Source organism: Allobosea sp. P4_E12 (genome assembly GCF_056401655.1).
The window spans coordinates 93,539-112,510 of the sequence record NZ_JBFUIY010000006.1 but is presented as its reverse complement, the minus strand read 5'-3'; the positions used below and the strand labels follow the sequence as shown (position 1 = coordinate 112,510).

Below are 18,972 nucleotides of genomic sequence, written 5' to 3'. Positions count from 1 at the left end.
CAACCGCAAGGACCGACGCCATGTATCCGCTCCACCGTGAAAATCATCTTGTCGAGCGGATCGGCTGGCTTCGCGCCGCCGTGCTCGGTGCCAATGACGGCATCATCTCGACGGCAAGCCTCGTCGTGGGCGTCGCGGCGGCGGCCAAGAGCGCCAACGAGGTGCTGGTCGCGGGCGTCGCCGGGCTCGTCGCCGGCGCCATGTCGATGGCGGCTGGCGAATATGTTTCCGTCAGTTCCCAGTCGGACACCGAGAAGGCGGACATGGCGCGTGAACGGCGCGAACTCGCCGAGCAGCCCGAGGCGGAACTGGCCGAGCTAACGCAGATCTACGTGGAGCGCGGCGTCGAACCGGCGCTCGCCCGCAAGGTCGCGGAGCAGATGACGGCCAGGGATGCCTTCGAAGCGCATTCACGCGACGAGCTTGGTCTCGCCGGGCACATGATCGCGCGGCCTGTCCAGGCGGCGCTGACTTCGGCCGTCACGTTTGCAACGGGCGCAGCCGTCCCCTTGCTGCTCGCCCTCGTCGTGCCCGCGGGATCGATCGGCTGGGCGGTCTCAGGTGGTTCGCTCGTCTGCCTTGCCCTGCTTGGCTCGATCGGCGCCGTCGTCGGCGGAGCCGGCATCGTCAAGCCGACCCTGCGCGTGACGTTCTGGGGCGCCATCGCGATGGCCGCGACCTGGGCGATCGGCGCGCTCGTCGGGCATCAGGTCTAGGTTCCTCCCCCAAGGATCCGCGGCTGGCGCCGGTCCGGTACTTAAGACTCTCTCCCGGCTGCTGCCGTCACCCGCTTTTCGCCGGCCGGCAGCAGCCGCGCGGAGTTCGAGATGAAGATCAGCTCGGACGAGACGTGGATGAACGCGGCCAGCAACGGATTCAGGAAGCCGAAGGCCGCCATGGCGATGCCCAGGGCATCCACCGCGATTGTGCCTGAAAAGTTCTGCCAGATGACGCCGCGCGTGCGCTGGGCGATGCGAACCGTCTCGACCAGACGCTCCAGGTCGTTGGCCAGCAGCACGATATCCGCGCTCTCCTTGGCGACGTCGGTCCCGGACCCCATCGCGATGCCGACGCTTGCAGCCGTCAGCGCCGGCGCGTCATTGATGCCATCGCCCAGCATGGCGACCTTGGCACCGGAGGCGACCAGGGTCCGCACGCGCTCCAGCTTCTGCTCGGGCAGCATGCCGGCCTCGACCGTGTCGATGCCCAGACTGGCCCCGACGCTGTCGGCAACCCTGGCATTGTCACCGGTCAGCAGAATGGTGCGGATATTCAAGGCATGCAGGGCGCGAATGGCAGAGGCCGCCTCCGGCCTGACTTCGTCGGCCACTGCGAAGGAGCCCGCATAGAGGCCGTTGATCGCGACGCAGATCTCGGACGAGACGGCGTTGCCGGCCCGACCCGCGGGAGCCTCGATCCCATCGGCCTGCAGCAGCTTGACGCTGCCGATCAGGATACGATCCTCGCCAATCTGCGCCGAGACGCCGCGACCGAGCGTGTAGTCGAAGCGATCGGGCTCCGGCACCGCAATCTCGCGCGCCCGCGCTTCCGCGACGATCGCCTTGGCCAGCGGATGTTCGGAGCGCAGTTCGGCCGAAGCCGCCAGCCTCAGCAACTCCCCTTCGCTACGGCCGGGCGCCGGATGGATCTCGAGAACCCGCGGCTCGCCGAAGGTCAGCGTCCCCGTCTTGTCGAGCACGATCGTGTCGATGCGGCCGAGCATCTCAAGGTGCACGCCACCCTTGATGATCGCGCCGTTGCGCGCGGCACGGCCGATGCCACCCAGTACCGCCAGGGGCGTGCCGGCTGCGACGCCGCAGGCGCCGGCGACGATGATGACCGAGATCGTGTCGCGGATGTTTCCGGTGAGCAGGTAGGTGACGATCGCCGCGGCGAAGGAGAAGTAGACGAGATAGCCGGCGAGCTGGTCGGCGAGGCGCTGGACCGGCGCGCGGGACTGTTCCGCGTTCTCGATCGCGTCAATGATACGCCCGAAGCTGGTGTCGCGTCCGACGCGGTTGACCTGGATATCGAGCGCACCCGACTGGTTGATCGAGCCCGCGAAGACGGCATCGCCTTCGCTGCGCTTGATCGGCATCGACTCGCCGGTGATCCGCGCCTGATCGACATAGGACAGGCCCGACCGGACGAGCCCGTCGACAGGAATATTCTCGCCGGGAGCGACCAGGACGCGGTCGCCAACCACGATACTGTCGATGGGAATGACCGAGATGACGCCGTCGCGGCGCACGGTCGCCTCATGCGGCATCACGTCGATCAGGTCGGCGATCGCGGCCCGCCCACGGTCCACCGTCAGATGCTCCAGCTCCTCGGCCACGAGCACGAAGAAGGTGACGACCAGCGCGGTGAAGAATTCAGAGATCGCGGCGGCCGCCACAATGGCGATCGACATGGAGAGCTCCATGGTCATTCGCCGCTCTTTGATGTTCTCGATCGCCTCGCGGACGATCGGCCAGGCTCCGAACAGCAAGCCGCCGACGCCAACGAGATCCCAGCCTGCCACGGGTCGGACGACCTGAAACCAGATCAGCACGGCCGAGACGGCGACAACCGCGATCCGCAGAACCTCGATGGTCTCGAGGTCGTGACCGAACAGCATCAGCGCGCGCGGCACGCGGCCGCCAAACCAGCCTGGAGCGCGCCTGGCCTGCTCGGCCGCGCTAGCCGAGCAGGAGCGCTCGAACGGGCGAAAGCAGGTGCAAGGCTGCGCGCTGGCAGGACAAAGCGGCGCGGAACCGGTGATGGTCGTCATGGTGGAATCATCCCGATCGGGTCGATGTGAGGATTGCGCCATCCATCTAGTTTAGAATTATTCCAATTACAATCCAAGCTTCACTTTGGCATGGCCTTCCCTCATGGTGGCGGACGGCTGGGATGCAACGCCCCTCTTCACCACCGAGTCATCACGGAGGTAGCGCCGATGCATAGGGGTTGCTTGGCTCTGGCGGCCGCCGCAGCCGTAACGGTCGGGGCGGTGAACCCAGCCCGCGCCGATGCGATCGACGGCGCCTGGTGTTCCGGACATGGGCAGCGCTTCGCCATCGAGGGCCCCTCGGTCACCACCACCAAGGGCCTGACGCTGTCGGGGACCTACACGCGGCACAGGTTCAGCTTCACCTTGCCTCCCGGAGAGGCGGATGCCGGCGCGCCCGTCGATATGGTGCTTCAAGGCGAGACCCAGGTGCGGGTGACGATCGGTTCTGCCGGCGCCGAGATATGGCGCCGCTGTCCGGCAGGCATCAGCTGACCCAAGGTGGCCGTGATGGCGCGGCCGGTCGATCGGGACGACGCCGGTTTGAAGGATCAGTTCATCAGATCATCGGACCGGAAACCCTATCCGGTCCGATGATCTAACCCTTTGTGTTTGCATCGGCTCTCCCGAAAACCGCAATCCACTTTTCGGGCCGATGCTTTAAAACACCTGCTGCGGGTTCATCGCTGGATCAACCAGCAGCACGCAGCCTTGATCAGGCAAACGGACCGAGATGGCGGATCAGCGGCCCGCCTGCCGTTCGCCGGCCGGAAAGCGCGCCAGGATCGAAACGACTTCTTCATCGGAGACTTGCCCGAACTCCCCGTAGAAACTGCTGATTGCGACGAAGGGCTCCGGACTGTCGAGACAAACGAGGTCATCGACCTCGGGGCGCAGCTCCGCGACGACCTCCGCAGGGGCGAGGGGGACGGCCAGAACAAGCCTTCCAGGCCTGCGCTGGCGTATGGCCCTCAGCGCGGCCCTCATTGTTGCTCCGGTCGCAATGCCGTCGTCGACGACGATCACGGTCCGGCCGGTGAGCAGCGCACGGGCGCGCGCGCCGAGATAGCGAGCCCTCCTGCGGTCGATCTCGGCGAGTTCGCGAGCGTAGATGCGCTGGAACTCGTCCTCCCCGATGGCCGCACGCCTGATGATCGCCTCGTTGCGCACCATGATCGGCTCCCCGCCATCCACTACGGCACCAACGGCGAGTTCCGGCTGCCAGGGAAGGCCGATCTTGCGAACGAGAACGAGGTCGAGCGGCGCGGCCAGGGCCTGCGCGATCTCGGCTGCGACCGGCACGCCCCCGCGCGGCAGCGCCAGCACGACAGGATGCTGCCCGCGATAATGCAGGAGCGGCGAAGCGAGCCTGCGCCCGGCATCCGTTCGGCTCGAGAAGCGCATCGGATCTCACCCTTCAATCGAACGCGTCACGCACCATTCGGTCTGGGAGGCCAATCCGTATGTCATCGTCGGTGCGCCCGGCTGCCTTCTCGCCCGAGGTACAGAAGCCCGCACCCCATGCCGGTGCATCGCGCCACACCGGACATTGGCCGCAACAGCCACCGACCGGGAGATGCCTCACCTGAAGACCAGAACCGGGATCTTCGAATGGGTCAGCACCTTCGTCGTCACGCTTCCGAGAACAAGGGCGGCGACGCCGCGCCGTCCGTGAGATGCCATTGCGATCAGATCGCAGCCACGCTGTGCGGCCGTCCTGATGATCTCGCGATAGGGATCGTCACTCTCGATCTGGACCACATCGCAGGGTATACCGAAATGCTTCGCCTCGCTCTCTGCAACCGCCAGAACGGCGGCTGCCTCAGCCTTGGCATGCTGCCTGTACCCCTCGCGTGTCGTCTCGAGTTGCTCGCTCGACACCGTGAAGATGTGAAATGGCTCTACGACGGTGAGCACGGTGACCTTCGCGCTCGCGTCGCGGGCAAACTCCATGGCGCTCAGCATGGCAGTCCGAGAGAGCGCAGAGCCGTCGATCGGGACCAGAAGATGGCTGTACATGGTTCCTCCCAATGTTCTTGGATCAGCTGCGCCAGGATCATGCCCGACGCCAGGAACGCATCGCCGCGAGACTTCGCGCTCGACAGGGAGACGCCCGCCAGCGCAAGCGCGGCCGTTCCGGACGTGCGAAGCTTAGCGCGCCGCAGTGTCTGCGCGTCGAGGCCGAGGACCCGATCGGTACACGACCTCGACCGCCCCGGCCGTATGGCGATGTCCACTGACAGGGCAACCACGGCGACGCCGGGTATCAGGCCGCCTTGATCGAGATCTTCTTTTCGGCCCTCTGCGCTCCGACCGTCTTCGGCAGCCTGACCGTCAGGATGCCCTTGCTGAACGTCGCATCGATCTTGTCGGCATCGACGCCTTCAGGCAGCTGGAAAGCGCGTTGGAAGGAGCCGTAGCGGCGCTCGGACATATAATAGTCCTTCTGCCTTTCCTCCTTCTCCTCCTTCTTTTCCCCTTTGATCGTCAGGGTACGGCCGGAGAGGCCGATTTCGACATCCTTCTCGTCAAGGCCGGGCAACTCGGCCGTGATCTCGTACTGTTTCTCCTTCTCGGCGAGGTCGATGGCCGGCGCGACGGGCCAGCCGGCACCCGACAGGCGGTGAAACGCGAGGTCGAAGGGCGAACGCGTCACCGGAAGGCGCCAGCCGAACGGGTGGAAGTCGTCGAACAGTCGATCGATTTCGCGCCTGAGATTCTCGAACGGCGTCCAGCCGGTCTGCTGCGCGGGCATGGTGGCTTTGTCGCCCTTGATCGGCAATTTGGTTGCGGGATCAGCCATGACGATCTCCTTTGGAACGTTCGGTGGATCGCAGATACCGCCGCCATGTGCTCAGCCAAGCAGTCTTGCCAGACGGGCCAGGCAGCGGCACCACCCGTCGCATCCCCCAGGACCGCTTGCTTCTCCGCGACGGACCGCTTGGACGGTCCTAGCCCTGCGCCGGTCCGTCCGAGCGAGGCAGGCACTGTATGAAAGCGCGAGGCGCCCGCGATATCCTTGACGCAGCGGAAAGGGCAGCACGCCTGTCCAAAAAATACCGCCATGGCGGCCCCGATGGGCAGGTTTAGTCCAGCACGACGCGCGGGTGCCAGCACGTTGCCCGGCCTCTCCCATCGCCCCCCGTCAGCTCGGCCGCTGCCTGCATGGGACTGCAGCGCAACACTGAAGGTCGCCTGATCATAGATGTCGGCCGTTCAGATCGATGCGACGCCGCTCGACATCAGGTCACGCAATGGCCAGGTGATCCTCGACCGCCGTGACGCCGGGTGCAGCCCAGGCCGCCCGCTCAGCGACGCCTCGCTCGTGCCAGGCCTTGACCTTTCCTTCCAGCGTTACCCGCCCGCCCGATACCATGACGCGGATCTGCCCCGCCTCGAGCTCCGCGCTGCGCTTCAGCGCGCTCTCGATCCTGTTCTTGACGTCGCTGGCTTCCACACGTGGCTTGACGGCGATCAGATTGATGACGCCTGCGACGCCGGAGAGCTTGCGCAAGGCGGCCTCTGCGGCATCGCGCTGGAAATACCAGTCGACACTGCCCGTCAGCGTGATCCAGCCATCCTGGACCTTGATCTTGACCTTCTCGTCCGGGATTGTCGTGTCCCAACTGATGAGGTCGACCGCGCGCTGCGCGATCTCGTCATCGTTGGTCTTCTTGTCGCTTGGGAGCCTTACCTCGATTTCCTGAGCGATCGCGCGCACACCCTTCACCCTCTGCACGATATGCTCAGCCGCCAGCTTTTCGGCATAGCTGCCAACATGTCCCGAGAGAGTGACCGTGCCGTTCTCGACCGCGACACCGATATGGGCCGCGCTCACGCTCGGCTCGAATTCGAGCTCGTTGAGCACATATTCACGAAGCAACAGATCATTCATCGCCACCTCCTGATTGTTTAGAAATGCGTGTCGTCCGAGGCTGACCCCATTCTGGCCAGTTCTCGAAGGGCAACATTGACCTGGATCAAGAGGCCAGCCACGGGCTCGCAGCGCCCATCGTTCCTCCATGCCCGCTGCGTTCGTCGGGCGCCTTCAGAGACGTCCCCCGCGCGCGCCGGTCAGGCCTGATGCCTCAGATCAACATGCCCCCGGGGGCAGTGTCCTCGCCGCGATCGATCGCGCGGGCCTTGCAAATCCCAACGGCTGCCTAAGCGGAAGGCCACGCAGAGAGCCTCTGGTTTGGCCCGACCGCGTCGCGGTGCGAGACCGCGCTGACCGAAAACCGACCTCCGCGCATCGGAGAGGAACCAGGAACGAGCCCTCGGCGCGGAGCGGCTCTTCGATAAGCACCGGGACAAGGCGTCGTGCGCCGATGAACGGGGCCCGGCTCAGACGCGGCTCGAGACAAAGACCCTGAGATTTGGACCAGCGTACTGGCTCAGCTCCCCCTCGAAATCCTGAACCTGATCCTGATTGCGGCAGGCAATGAACAGCCCCCTGCCCTCCTCGAGCAGATCACACAGCTCCTGCGTAACAACTATGCTCTTGGACCGCATATAGAGCTCAGTCGCATCATAATAGAGCCATTCACAATCGGCATTGAACGCAAATCGACTGCCCAGATGGTTTCCGTAGCTCCCGGAACGAACCAACATGCAGTTTTCACGAGCATAGCGTATCGCCTTGGAAAGCTTCTTCATTTCGAATCTGTAATTGTTACCTCTGCGCCCACCGAATTTCTGACTGAAATCGATCAGGTCGCTGCCGGGATAGCGCTTCCGGTAGTGTTCCCACGCAATGGCTCCCCCGCGCTTGCCCGCCAGCATCGTCAGGTCGAACGCCCGCCCATCGTCGCTCACCGTTACGGATGTTTCGGTGAAGGCGCAGGTCACATGGGAGGCTCCGCCATGGACAATCGCGTTCTGCGCAATTTCCATGATGAGCACTCCCAGGCATTCCGGAAGGCCGCCATCGGCGTCCGCATCGGAGGTATAGCGCGACAGCCTCCTGACAATTCGGGGGCCGATGGTGTCGTTGATGTGATCGGTAATCGCGTCGCGGTCCTGGCTGGGCGGGGAAATTCGTATGGCTTGACCGATCACCGCATCGGTCAGGCGCTCTGCGTCCCGGCTCTCGGCAGGCGGCGGGATGGCTCCCTGCGCCTCAAGATCAACGATCAGAGGAAGCAGGAGGCCGGCCGCAGCCGCAGCTGCGGAGCGCTGCCGGTCTCGCTTGACCCCGTTGCCGGCATCATCGGAAATCCCCTTGATGAGGAACCAGGGCACTCCGAGGTCGGCGACGAAGTCATAGGCTTCCATCTCGCCGCCCAACACCTCCGGATACTGCGCGAGGACCCGGTCCCGGGCTTCATCCTGGCTAAAATAGGTTTCGCAGGAGGCGAGAATCCCCGCTCGAACCCCGGTCAGCCCCCTCTCCAGGAGCCGCTCGACGTGATCACTCAGGTCGCCGAGCGGACTTTCGCGGGGCGTGCGAAGCCTTTCCTCGCCCTGCTCCGTCATTCTCACGCGATTGATCGCCCAGACTTCCCTGGAGATGACGACCTCGCCAGGGGCCACCTTCGCCGGGTTTCCCCAGGCAAAACCGACGATCACCACGAGAACCGGCTTCGGAAGGAACGAGCCTGTGACGTACCGCGCCAGGCGCCCGATCGATTTGTCCCCCTGGGCACCAGCTTCGCCGGTCAGGTGAAGACAGAAACGATTTCCGATCCGGCCGAGCGTCGCTCCGTTATGGGGATGTTCAACTCTGGCGACCGTGCGTTCCTGGAACAGTCGCTCGACCGCCGTTCGCTCGACGGAGTTCGTCGTCAGGACCAGTACATAATTGTCGTCGAGGGCGGCCTTCGCACTCAGGAGATTGACCGGGTTCGACATTCACCACCGCGAGCAGCAACGGACATGCCAACTCTACGCGATCCGGGAAGGACGCCTCAAGTCGCTCTCCGCGCGGCATCGACGCGCCCGACCGGCAGGAACAGGGTCGCCGCCCATCGGGCGCATTCCCCACCTGCAAGGGACGAACCACAAGCCCTGCCGACCGGACGGCACGAGGATGCCCCTCCTTCAGGCCAGCGTCCCGGACCGCCCGAGAGTCGACGCGTTGCGCTGGCGCGGCAATCAATTGGGCTTCGTGGCGCCCCCGACAGGGTTGCTTTGGTGCATAGGCTGCCCGTCAGGGCTCATGTCCCGGCCGTAGTCGCGGTTCTGCTGGCTGTCGGCAGCAGAGGGCGGCCTGTTCGGCTCGGGGCGATTGGCGCCCGGCGCATACTGTGTCGCGCCGCTGCCAGTGCCCTGCTGCGGCGCCATTCCCGACGATCCCGAGCCAGTCCCGGTGCCCTCCTTGTGTTCCGGCCCGGCCATCGAGGGGGATGGTGCCGGCTGGGCCTGTGCATGAGCCGCGCACAGCAAGGCAGTCAGTGCCGTCCCGAAGAGGAACGCTCGCATGGGGTTTGAACTCATCGGATTCCTCCAGCGCGATTTCGCCTCACACGGAGGACCACAATCAGCTAACGTCAGCGCCGCGAGCAGGGTTCCAGCGGCCCGGAACCTGACATCGAGGCATGCAGAGGGCCGGAGGTTCAGCCAATGCCTGAGAACGCGTCCAAGCAGGATCTCGACGATCAGATTGCGATCGCCCGACGGAATATCGCCGATCTGATGGAGCAAGCCACCGCGACCTCGGGATCGGGCGCGGAAGAGGCCATCGCGAACCGGATCGAGGAACAACAGGACCGGCTCAACACATTGCTGAAGCAGCGCGAGGCGATGGGATAGGACGGCGTTCCAAGGGCTTGTGCTGAAGGGCGGTTCGTTGCCACGCCGCTCCCAGTGCATTTTCAGCCACGGCCAGGGGCTGCTTCTCCCAATGCGGCACGCAGATCACCTGGCGCCGGAAATCCATGCGACGAGCAGCTGGCGTCATAAACCCGCCGCTCGCTTCGCGATGCTCTGGCTGAAGGACTTCAAGGCGAGCAGGCGCCCCGATGCCGGCGGCGGCGATTGCAACCTCCCCCGCCGGTCCGCTTCAGGGTCTGACTTTGCGGCCAGCAGCTACCATTGCGGCAATGGCTTGTAGCGACGACCGGCAACGATCTCGCGGACATGGTCGCGGCCGGCCAGTGCCTCGCCGCGAAGCCTGTCGATATCGATCGTCGTGAAAGCACCGTTGGAATAGAGCACCTTGCCCGCAACGATCGTGCTCGTGACCTCGGCCCGGCTGGCATAGCGCAGCAATTCGCTCGAGAGATGCTGCATCGACATCAGATGCGGACCGCTTCCATCCAGTACGACGATGTCGGCGGCCTTGCCGGGCTCGAGCGATCCGGCAATGTCGTCGATTCTGAGCACCGAGGCGGCCTCGATCGTCGCCATGTCGATGATGTCGCCGGCGGCGAGAAAATCCGCGTCATAGCCGGCGATGCCCCATTTCGCGCCATGGATGAGCCAGGCAGCGCGCATGTTGACGAAGATGTCGTTGGCCTGGTTGTCGCAGCCGAGAGCGACCCGGATGCCGGCCGCACGGAAGCGCGGCAGGTTCGGGATCGCGTTGAGATTGGCGACGCATTCGACCGGGGAATGCGCCAGGCCGGCATGGCCGCGCGCCAGCAGCTCGATCTCCTTTTCGCTGGCAAGCACCGCATGGACGGCAACGAGATGCTCGTCGATGACACCGAGATCCGCCAGGCGCTCGACGGGTCTGCGGCCGAAGACCGACAGGCAGAACTCGACCTCCTCGCGGTCGCGCCCGATATGGACCTGGATCGTCGTATCGTGCCGCCGCGCCAGCTCCGCCCCGCCGCGGAAATAGGCCTCGGAGAAATTCATCAGGGCCGACACGTTGACGGAGCCGCGGATCAGGCCGTCGCCGCGCGGCGGATGGCGTCTCAGGAACTCCTCGGTGGCGGCGAGCTCGCGCTCGGCCTCTCCCTCCCGGGCCTTGTACCAGGAGCGGTCGGCGATCTGGCTGTAGAGCGCGGCATGGTGGAAGTCCTGGTCGGCGGCACCGCGCGCCATGACGCAGCGTATGCCGGTCTCCTCGATCGCGGCGACGATTGCCGGCTCGTGGGCGGGGTTCAGCGTGCCCTCGCACATCGTGGTGATGCCGGAACGCAGGAGCTGCGCTGCGAGCAGGCGCACGGTCGTACCGGCCTGTTCGGCGTTCAGCGAGCGCTGCGCCGGGCTGTAAAGACGCGGAATCATCGGCAATTCGCCGCTGGTCAGCGAGCGCACGAAACATTGCGTGCAATGGGTGTGGGCGTCGATGAAGCCCGGCATGATGATGGCGTGCTCGTCGCCGAGAACCTGCTCGCAACGGTAGCGCGAGGCGATCTCCTGGCGCGGGCCGACTGCCAGAATACGCCCGCCGCGCGAGACGACCATGCCGTCCTCGATGACGGCCCGGTTCCTGTCCATGGTGACAATGCGACCGCGGACTCCGAGGTCGACGCTTTCCTGCTGCACTGACGGCTCCTGTATCGGGTTCAGAGGATGAAAGGCTCGCCCGGGCGCAGTGCGTCATAGGCTTGGGAAATCGTGTCCATATGCGTCATCACGGCCTGCCAGGCCTCGTGGGCATCGCGCCGGGCGATAGCCTCCGCGATCCGCCGGTGTTCGGCGCTGAAATGGGCGCGCCGCTCCGGCCGCAGCACCGCGCGGCGCATGGCGCCCCAGACGATCTCCTTGCGAGCCCGGTTGACGGTCTCGAACAGCTCGATCGCCAGCGGATTGCCGCAGGCAGCGGCGATCGCGCGGTGAAACCCCTCGTCGAAGACCTCGTAGGCATCCATGTTGCGCGCAGCCGCACAGCGGCGGCAGGCGGCCTCGATCTCGGCGATCTGAGCGGCTGAAGCGTTCACGGCAGCGAGCGAGGCGAGCGACGGCTCGAGCATCCTGCGCGCGTCGTGGATATTGCGCGGACTGCAATTGGCCACAGTGCCTTCCGTCGCCGCCTCGATCTCGGTGCGCCGGCCGCGAAAGGTGCCCCGGCCGACATGGCGCCAAAGTGAGCCGCGGGCCTCGAGACGCTCCAGCGCGTGCCGGACGGCATGCCGGGTCACGCCAAGACGCGCCGCAAGTTCACGCTCGGTCGGCAGGCGGCGGTCGCTGTCCTGAATGGTCCCCTCGAAAATCAACTCGATGCTCTCCTCGAGCGTCGATCTAATCTCATCGGTCATCCGCTGGCGAGTCATAATTGCAACCAATAATTTGTCTGGTTGAAAAGCAGATGCCTAAGCTTTGCGCCACATGTCAAGAAATAACGAGCACATACCCCGTTGACAGCGCCTATCGTGACGTGTGGATTATCAACCAGACGGGACACAATGCGATAAAAATCGCAACCAATATAGCAACCAATCGATCGGGATGGAGATCTTCGACATGGCGGTACGGAACGGACTGGCTGCCGGGCTGGCGCTCTTCGCATGCCTTCTGCCCATGGCGGCGGCCGCGGGTTCAATCACGGTGGCGAATAATGGCGGTGCTGCCGGCGCGGGTTATCGCGACGCCTATTACAAGCCCTTCACGGCGAAGACCGGTCACGTCGTCGTCGACGATTCCTTCAACCAGGAACTCGCCAAGCTCCGTTCGCAGGTCGAAACGGGCAATCTTGTCTGGGATGTGGTCAGCCTGACCGCGATCAACGAGGCGACAGCCTGCGAAGAAGGCCTGATCGAGCGCATCGACTGGGCGCGCTATGTCGATCCCAAGGACTTCGCCGCAGTCGGCGGCTTCGGCCAATGCGGATTACCGAACAATTTCGTGTCCGGCTCCCTGGTCTACGACACCAAGCGCTATGAAGGCGGGGAGGCCCCCAGGACCTGGGCGGATTTCTGGGACGTCAAGAAATTCCCCGGCAAGCGCGGCCTGCTCTACCGCGCCGAGCAAACGCTCGAGGTCGCGCTGATGGCCGATGGCGTGCCACCGGCCGAGGTCATGACGGTGCTCGCGGCGCCGGGCGGCGTCGACCGCGCCTTCAGGAAGCTTGCCGAGCTCAAGCCCCATATCAAATGGTGGAAGAGCGGCGACGAGTCGATGCAGAACATCCTTACCGGCGAGGTCGTCATGACCTTCGCCTGGAACGGGCGGGTCGCGATCGCCAACCGCACCAACAATCGCGCGCTCAAAATCGAATTCGGCGCCGGCCATGTCTCAGGCAGCCAGATGATCGCGATCATGAAGGGCACCAGGAAAAAGGACATCGCGCTGGATTTCCTGGCTCTCGCCTCCTCGCCAGAACCGCAGGCGGCCTTCGCACGGACCATCGACTACGCGCCGGCCAATGCGAAAGCCTATGCCTTCATGAGCGAGGCCGAGCGCGCCACGCTGCCGGCCAATCACCTGCACCTCGCCTCGCTGCAAAGCGGCCAGCTCTATCTCGACTTCTGGCTCAACAATGGCGACGCGCTGCTGCAGCGCTTCATCACCTTCGCCGCCCAGTAATCCAGCCGTCCCCGGCACAGGGAGCCGTGACATGAAGACCTCGAAGGCCATTCTCGCCATCGGGCTGGCGTTTGCCGGACTTGCCGTCCAGCCCGCCACGGCCCAGTCGCTTACGGTCGCGAACCAGGGCGGCCAGCCCGGCGAGCTCCAGCGCAAGACCGTGTTCGAGCCCTTCACCGCCGAGACGGGCATCAAGATCAATATCGACACGTTCAACCAGGAACTTGCCCGCATCAGGACGCAGGTCGAGACCGGCAACCTCGTCTGGGATGCCATCAGCCTGAACCCGATCAACGAAGCGGCCGGCTGCGAAGAGGGGCTGCTGGAGAAGATCGACTGGTCGAACTATGTCGATGCGAAGGCCTTCGAAGCGGTCGGCGGCTTCGGTGCCTGCGGTGCCCCCTATCTCGCCTCCCCCGGCACGCTGGTCTACGATTCCGACAAGCTCAGCGACGATGCGGCGCCCCGTAGCTGGGCCGATTTCTGGAACGTCGCGAAATTTCCCGGCAAGCGCGCGCTGATGTATCAGCCCGACCAGACCGTCGAAATCGCGCTGATGGCTGACGGCGTCGCGCCCTCCGACGTGGTCAAGGTGTTGACCGGGCCGGGGGGCCTCGACCGGGCCTTCCGCAAGCTGGCCGAGATCAAGCCGCATGTGAAATGGTGGAAGAGCGGCGACGAGTCGATGCAGCTCCTGCTCACCGGCGAGGTCAGCATGGGCTATGGCTGGCTCGGCCGTGTCAACGCCGCCAATGCCTCGAACAACCGCAAGCTGCGCATCGTCTGGGATGCCGGCTACACCAACGCGCTGATCTATTTCGGCGTCCTGAAGGGCTCGCCTCGCAAGGATGCGGCGGCCAGGCTGATCGCCTATCAGCTGTCGTCGCCCGCCCAGGCCCGCTACATGGAGCAACTCGGCAACCCGCCGGCCAATTCCGACGCGAATGCGCTGCTCAGCGAGGCCAGGCGCGCCGCCCTGCCCGATCCCAAGGCGCGCAACGGCATGATGCAGGCGGGCCCGACCTATATCAATTTCTGGCTCGACAATGGCGACGCCATCCGCCAGCGCTTCGCAACCTTCGTGGCCCAGTGATGAGCATGGCCGCGACATCTCATGAGTTGGCAGCAGCGCCGACGCCACGGACGGCCAGTCTCGCCGCCCAGGTCGGCGCGGCGGAGCGACGCCATCTCTGGCGGATGCTGGCGCTGCTCGCGCCGAGCGTGCTGTTCACCGCCTTTTTCTTCGTGGTGCCGCTGGCGCTGTTCATGTTCCGCAGCGTCGACAATCCCGAGGTGCCCGGCTACCTGCCGCAGACCGCGGCGGTGATGCAGGCCTGGTCGGGCCAGGGCGAGCCGGACGAAGCGGCCTTCGCGGCGCTGGCCGCGGACCTGCGGGCAATCCGCGACACCCCGGCGCTCGGGCTGATCGGCCGCCGGCTGAATTACGCGCTGCCCGGCTTCCGGGGTCTGCTGACCCGCACGGCGCGGCGCCTGCCGGCCGTGGATGACACCGCGACGAAGGCAGCCTTCCTCGCCATCGACGAGAAGTGGCGGGATCCGGCGATCTGGGGCGTGCTGCACCAGCAATCGGGCCGCCTGACGAGCTTCTACCTGCTGACCGCGCTCGACCTCGAAAAGGCGCCGGACGGCGAGATCCGCCGCGTCGCGCCGGAGCAGCGCATCTTCATCGATCTCTACGGCCGCACGCTGACGGTCAGCCTCGGCGTCACGGCGCTGTGCCTGCTGATCGGCTATCCCGTCGCCGCCGTGATGAGCAGGGCCGGCCCACGCGCCGCAAGCTGGATGCTGATGCTGGTGCTCGTGCCGTTCTGGACCTCGCTGCTGGTCCGCAGCACCGCCTGGGTCATCCTGCTGCAGAACGAGGGGCTGGTGAACAAGAGCCTGATCGCGCTCGGCCTGATCGACCAGCCGCTGGCGCTGATCTTCAACCGGGCCGGCGTCTTCATCGCCATGGTCCATGTGCTGCTGCCCTATGCGATCCTGCCGATCTACAGCGTGATGAAGGGTATTTCCGGCAATCACCTGCGTGCAGCCGCTTCTCTCGGCGCGCCGCCGCTGCGGGTCTTCCGCACGGTCTACCTGCCCCTGACGCTGCCTGGACTGGCAGCGGGCGGAACGCTCGTCTTCGTGCTCTCCGTCGGCTTCTACGTCACCCCGGCGCTCGTCGGTGGGCCTGGCGACCAGATGATCGGCTATTTCATCGCCTATTTCACCAATTCGGCGGTCAACTGGGGCCTGGCCTCGGCGTTGGGCGCCCTCCTCCTGCTCGTCGTCGCGGCGATCTATCTCGCGCTCGGCAAGCTCGTCGGCTTCGACCGGCTCAGGGTGCGCTGACATGGCCGCTGCAACTCACATCCCCGCCACCGAGCGGGCCGTCCTGATCGGGTCCCGGATCTTCACGACCCTGGTCTTCGTCTTCCTGATCGCGCCGATCTTCGTCGTCGTGCCGCTGTCGCTGACCGCGGGACAATTGCTCGTCTTCCCGCTGCCGGGGCTTTCCCTGCAATGGTATCGCGAGTTCTTCACCAACCCGCTCTGGACCGGCGCGCTCGCCAACAGCGTCTTCGTCGCCCTCGTCACCACGGTCGCGGCGACGACGCTGGGAACCACGGCGGCGCTCGGCCTGCACGGCGCCCGCTTCCGGTTCAAGCCGATCCTGGTCGCCCTGCTGGTGACGCCGATCGCAGTTCCGGTGGTGATCATCGCGGTCTCGGCCTTCTATTTCTTCGCGTCGATCAATCTCGTCGGCACCTATCTCGGGCTCATCCTGGCCCATATCGCGCTGGCGCTGCCCTTTGTCGTGATCACCGTGTCGGCGACGCTGCAGAGCTTCGACCCCAATCTGCCGCGAGCCGCGGCCAGCCTGGGCGCCTCGCCGCTGCGGACCTTGCGCACCGTGACGCTGCCGATCATCGCGCCGGGCGTCGCCTCGGGCGCCGTCTTCGCCTTCGTCACCTCATTCGACGAGCTCGTGATCGCCCTGTTCCTCACCAGCCCGCAGCAGCGGACCCTGCCGCGCCAGATCTTCAGCGGCGTCAGCGAGAATATCTCGCCGACGATCACGGCAGCGGCCGTGGTGCTCCTCGTCGTCTCGGTGCTGCTGATGCTGGTCATGGAGTGGCTGCGCGCCCGCTCGCAACGCTTGCGAAACCCCTTGGAGACCGCCTGATGCCCGCCGCTACCGTAGACCTGCTGATCGAAGGTGGAACCGTCATCGCCTTCGACGGACAGGAGCACCGCTATCTCGAGGGCGGCACCATCGCCATCTCCGGAGACGAGATCGTCGCCGTCGGACCGGGCTTTGCCGGAGAGGCGAAGCGGCGCATCGATGCGCGCGGGAGGATCGTCATTCCTGGCCAGATCAGCACGCATGCCCATATCGGCGCGCATGAAGGCCCGCGACAGCTGATCGACAGCGGCCGGCGCGACTTCATCCGCTCGAGCTTCCTGCATTTCCTGCCGGCGAGCCGCTCCGGCCGCCCCGGCTTCCTCGCTCCGCAGGATGCGCGCGCCTCGCTGCGCTATGGCTTCGCCACGCTGCTTCGGCAGGGCGTCACCACCGTCCTCGCCTTTGCCCCGGCCGGGCGGCGCGACGGCGAGCTGATGCTGGAGGTGGCGCAGGAATTCGGCATCAGGCTCGTCTGGGCACCGATCGTCGCCGGTGGTCGCTACTGGCTCGAGGATGACGGACGGGTCGTGCGCGAACTCGATGATGCCGCAGGCCTGAAATCGCTGGAAGCCAGCGCCCGTTTCATCGAGACGCATCGCGGCGCTCTCGACGGCCGGCTGTCCGGCGTGATCGCGCTCGACGAATATTATGTCTCGACTCCGGCGCTGAGGCGCGAGGCGAAGCAGGTGGCGCGCGGGCTCGGCGTGCCCTTCACCCTGCATTTCGTCGAGCAGCACCGCGAGTTCTTCGAGACGATGGGTGCGACGGGCAAGACCCCGGTCCAGTGCCTGGCCGAGGAAGGCCTGCTCGACGAAGCAACCATCCTGGCGCATTGCGTCTATATCGCCTCGCACCGTGCGGTCGGCTATCCGCTCGAGGACGACATCGCGATCCTCGGCGCGGCCAAGGTCAATGTCGCGCATTCCCCGGTCGCCTTTTCCCGGCGCGGGCTCGCTCTCGAGAGTTTCTCCCGCTATCGCCGGGCCGGCATCAATGTCGCGCTCGGCACCGATACTTATCCGCTCGACATGTTCTCGGAGATGCGGATGGCGTCGCTGATGAACAAATTCGCCGACAACAATCATGAGGAGGCGCCGGCAGAAAGCGTCTTCTCCGCGAGCAACCTTGCCGGCGCGCAGGCGCTGGGACGCCCCGATCTCGGGCGGATCGCGCCCGGCGCCAAGGCCGATCTCGTCGTCATCGACCCGCGCTCGCTCACCTTCGGCCCCAATCCCGACCCGGTCAGGGCGATCGTGCATCTGGCGACCCCGGAGATGATCGACAGCGTGATCGTTGCTGGCCGCCTGCTCGTCGAGGGCAAGCGGCTGCTGGTCGCCGACGAGGACGAGATCATCGACGCGGCCGCCCGTTCGAGCCGGGCCGTCTGGGACGGTCACGCCGCACATGACATCCTCGGCCGCAGCGCGGCTGAGCGCTTCCCGCCCTCCCTGCGCGCCTGGACGGAGTAGGCCATGACCCTCACCGCAACCGCACATCGCGACGCGCCTGTCCCCAGCGCGCCGCTCGTCAGCTTCTCGCATGTCCAGAAGAGCTATGACGGCCAGGTCCTCGTCGTGAAGGACCTGTCCCTCGACATTGCCCGGGGCGAATTCCTCACGCTGCTCGGCCCCTCAGGCTCGGGCAAGACGACGAGCCTGATGATGCTGGCCGGCTTCGAGACGCCGACCAATGGCAGCATCACCTTGCAGGGCCGCGACATCACCGCACTGCCGCCCTACAAGCGCGGGATCGGCATGGTCTTCCAGAACTATGCGCTGTTTCCGCACATGACGGTGGCCGACAATGTCGCCTACCCCCTGCGGGCGCGAAAGCTATCCGAACCGGAAATCGCGCGGCGGGTGGCGACTGCGCTCGACATGGTCAAGCTCGGGGCGTTCGGCAAGCGCATGCCGGCGCAGCTTTCCGGCGGCCAGCAGCAGCGTGTCGCGCTGGCCCGCGCGCTCGTCTTCGAGCCCGAGCTGATCCTGCTCGACGAACCGCTGGGCGCGCTCGACAAGCAGTTGCGCGAGCGCATGCAGTACGAACTGAAGCAGATCCACGAACGGCTCGGCGTCACCATGGTCTATGTGACGCATGATCAGGAAGAGGCCCTGACCATGTCGGACCGGATCGCCGTGTTCGACCAGGGCAGGATCCAGCAGCTCGCGACGCCGGAGGAACTCTACGAGAGCCCGGCCAATGCCTTCGTCGCGGGCTTCGTCGGCGAGAACAACAGTCTCGACGGCGTCGTCGTGGGCCGCAGCGATGCGACGGTCACCGTGCGCCTCGCCGACGGGGTCGAGGTGGTGGCGCAGTCCATCGATGCGCTCGCGATCGGGGACGAGGCGGTGCTGTGCCTGCGCCCGGAACGGATCGCCCTGACGCCGGGAGAGACCGAGAACAAATATGTGCTCGAGGTCGAACGGCTGGTCTATCTCGGCGAGGCGACCCGCGTCGTCTTCCAGCTCGGCGGGCAGGAGCTGATCGCGAAGGCCGATCCGATGCGCTTGCCCCAGGAGCTCGCGCGCGGCGCCCGGATCGAAATCGGCTGGCGAGCGGACGAGTGCCGCGCCTTTCGCAAGGGCTGAACCGC

18 protein-coding genes are annotated in these 18,972 nt (G+C 65.6%); 9 read left to right on the top strand and 9 right to left on the bottom strand.

Going from position 1 to position 18,972, the window contains the following annotated elements:
* Positions 1–20: 20 nt before the first annotated feature.
* Entirely contained in the window at positions 21–716 is a 696-nt protein-coding gene (locus AC1DW9_RS09455; protein WP_441504630.1) for a VIT1/CCC1 transporter family protein, read from the top strand.
* Positions 717–757: 41 nt separating this feature from the next.
* Here AC1DW9_RS09455 and AC1DW9_RS09450 read toward each other — a convergent pair whose 3' ends face one another.
* Positions 758–2,773 carry a heavy metal translocating P-type ATPase gene (locus AC1DW9_RS09450; RefSeq protein ID WP_476775791.1) on the bottom strand — a complete coding sequence of 672 codons (2,016 nt, stop codon included), beginning with the start codon at positions 2,771–2,773 and terminating at the stop codon, positions 758–760.
* 168 nt (positions 2,774–2,941) lie between these two features.
* Between AC1DW9_RS09450 and AC1DW9_RS09445 the strand changes: the two genes are divergently transcribed.
* Positions 2,942–3,268, top strand: a complete 327-nt coding sequence (locus tag AC1DW9_RS09445) for a hypothetical protein (protein WP_441504632.1) — start codon at positions 2,942–2,944, stop codon at positions 3,266–3,268.
* A 246-nt stretch (positions 3,269–3,514) separates the two neighbouring features.
* Here AC1DW9_RS09445 and AC1DW9_RS09440 read toward each other — a convergent pair whose 3' ends face one another.
* The 6 genes from AC1DW9_RS09440 to AC1DW9_RS09415 form a co-directional block, all read right to left on the bottom strand.
* Positions 3,515–4,177 carry a phosphoribosyltransferase gene (locus tag AC1DW9_RS09440; RefSeq protein WP_476775790.1) on the bottom strand — a complete coding sequence of 221 codons (663 nt, stop codon included), beginning with the start codon at positions 4,175–4,177 and terminating at the stop codon, positions 3,515–3,517.
* A gap of 177 nt (positions 4,178–4,354) precedes the next feature.
* On the bottom strand, positions 4,355–4,792 hold the full coding sequence (locus AC1DW9_RS09435) for a universal stress protein (protein WP_476775789.1): 438 nt from the start codon (positions 4,790–4,792) through the stop codon (positions 4,355–4,357).
* A 247-nt stretch (positions 4,793–5,039) separates the two neighbouring features.
* Positions 5,040–5,576, bottom strand: a complete 537-nt coding sequence (locus tag AC1DW9_RS09430; RefSeq protein WP_476775788.1) for an Hsp20/alpha crystallin family protein — start codon at positions 5,574–5,576, stop codon at positions 5,040–5,042.
* A 444-nt stretch (positions 5,577–6,020) separates the two neighbouring features.
* Entirely contained in the window at positions 6,021–6,668 is a 648-nt protein-coding gene (locus AC1DW9_RS09425; RefSeq protein ID WP_441504636.1) for a BON domain-containing protein, read from the bottom strand.
* A gap of 449 nt (positions 6,669–7,117) precedes the next feature.
* Positions 7,118–8,623, bottom strand: a complete 1,506-nt coding sequence (locus tag AC1DW9_RS09420) for a phosphorylase family protein (RefSeq protein WP_441504637.1) — start codon at positions 8,621–8,623, stop codon at positions 7,118–7,120.
* Between the two features lie 243 nt (positions 8,624–8,866).
* Positions 8,867–9,208, bottom strand: a complete 342-nt coding sequence (locus AC1DW9_RS09415; RefSeq protein ID WP_441504638.1) for a hypothetical protein — start codon at positions 9,206–9,208, stop codon at positions 8,867–8,869.
* Positions 9,209–9,334: 126 nt separating this feature from the next.
* On the opposite strand from AC1DW9_RS09415, the gene AC1DW9_RS09410 reads away from it, so the two are divergent.
* A complete protein-coding gene (locus AC1DW9_RS09410) occupies positions 9,335–9,523 on the top strand; it encodes a hypothetical protein (RefSeq protein ID WP_441504639.1) in 189 nt (62 codons plus the stop codon).
* Positions 9,524–9,799: 276 nt separating this feature from the next.
* On the opposite strand, the gene AC1DW9_RS09405 is transcribed toward AC1DW9_RS09410, so the two are convergent.
* On the bottom strand, positions 9,800–11,209 hold the full coding sequence (locus AC1DW9_RS09405) for an amidohydrolase family protein (protein ID WP_476775787.1): 1,410 nt from the start codon (positions 11,207–11,209) through the stop codon (positions 9,800–9,802).
* Between the two features lie 20 nt (positions 11,210–11,229).
* On the bottom strand, positions 11,230–11,922 hold the full coding sequence (locus tag AC1DW9_RS09400) for a FadR/GntR family transcriptional regulator (protein WP_441504641.1): 693 nt from the start codon (positions 11,920–11,922) through the stop codon (positions 11,230–11,232).
* Positions 11,923–12,127: 205 nt separating this feature from the next.
* On the opposite strand from AC1DW9_RS09400, the gene AC1DW9_RS09395 reads away from it, so the two are divergent.
* Genes AC1DW9_RS09395 through AC1DW9_RS09370 form a run of 6 tightly spaced genes read left to right on the top strand, consistent with a single transcriptional unit; the run spans position 12,128 to position 18,967 of the window.
* Complete coding sequence (locus tag AC1DW9_RS09395) at positions 12,128–13,189, top strand: ABC transporter substrate-binding protein (protein WP_441504642.1); 1,062 nt, start codon at positions 12,128–12,130, stop codon at positions 13,187–13,189.
* A 31-nt stretch (positions 13,190–13,220) separates the two neighbouring features.
* Complete coding sequence (locus AC1DW9_RS09390; RefSeq protein ID WP_476775786.1) at positions 13,221–14,282, top strand: ABC transporter substrate-binding protein; 1,062 nt, start codon at positions 13,221–13,223, stop codon at positions 14,280–14,282.
* A 5-nt stretch (positions 14,283–14,287) separates the two neighbouring features.
* Positions 14,288–15,544 carry an ABC transporter permease gene (locus tag AC1DW9_RS09385; protein ID WP_441504643.1) on the top strand — a complete coding sequence of 419 codons (1,257 nt, stop codon included), beginning with the start codon at positions 14,288–14,290 and terminating at the stop codon, positions 15,542–15,544.
* 1 nt (position 15,545) lies between these two features.
* Entirely contained in the window at positions 15,546–16,379 is an 834-nt protein-coding gene (locus AC1DW9_RS09380; RefSeq protein ID WP_441504644.1) for an ABC transporter permease, read from the top strand.
* Positions 16,379–17,848, top strand: coding sequence for an amidohydrolase family protein (locus AC1DW9_RS09375; protein WP_476775785.1), 1,470 nt, complete (start codon positions 16,379–16,381; stop codon positions 17,846–17,848). Before AC1DW9_RS09380 ends, AC1DW9_RS09375 begins: the two co-directional genes overlap by 1 nt.
* A gap of 3 nt (positions 17,849–17,851) precedes the next feature.
* Positions 17,852–18,967, top strand: a complete 1,116-nt coding sequence (locus AC1DW9_RS09370; protein ID WP_441504646.1) for an ABC transporter ATP-binding protein — start codon at positions 17,852–17,854, stop codon at positions 18,965–18,967.
* Positions 18,968–18,972 lie beyond the last annotated feature (5 nt).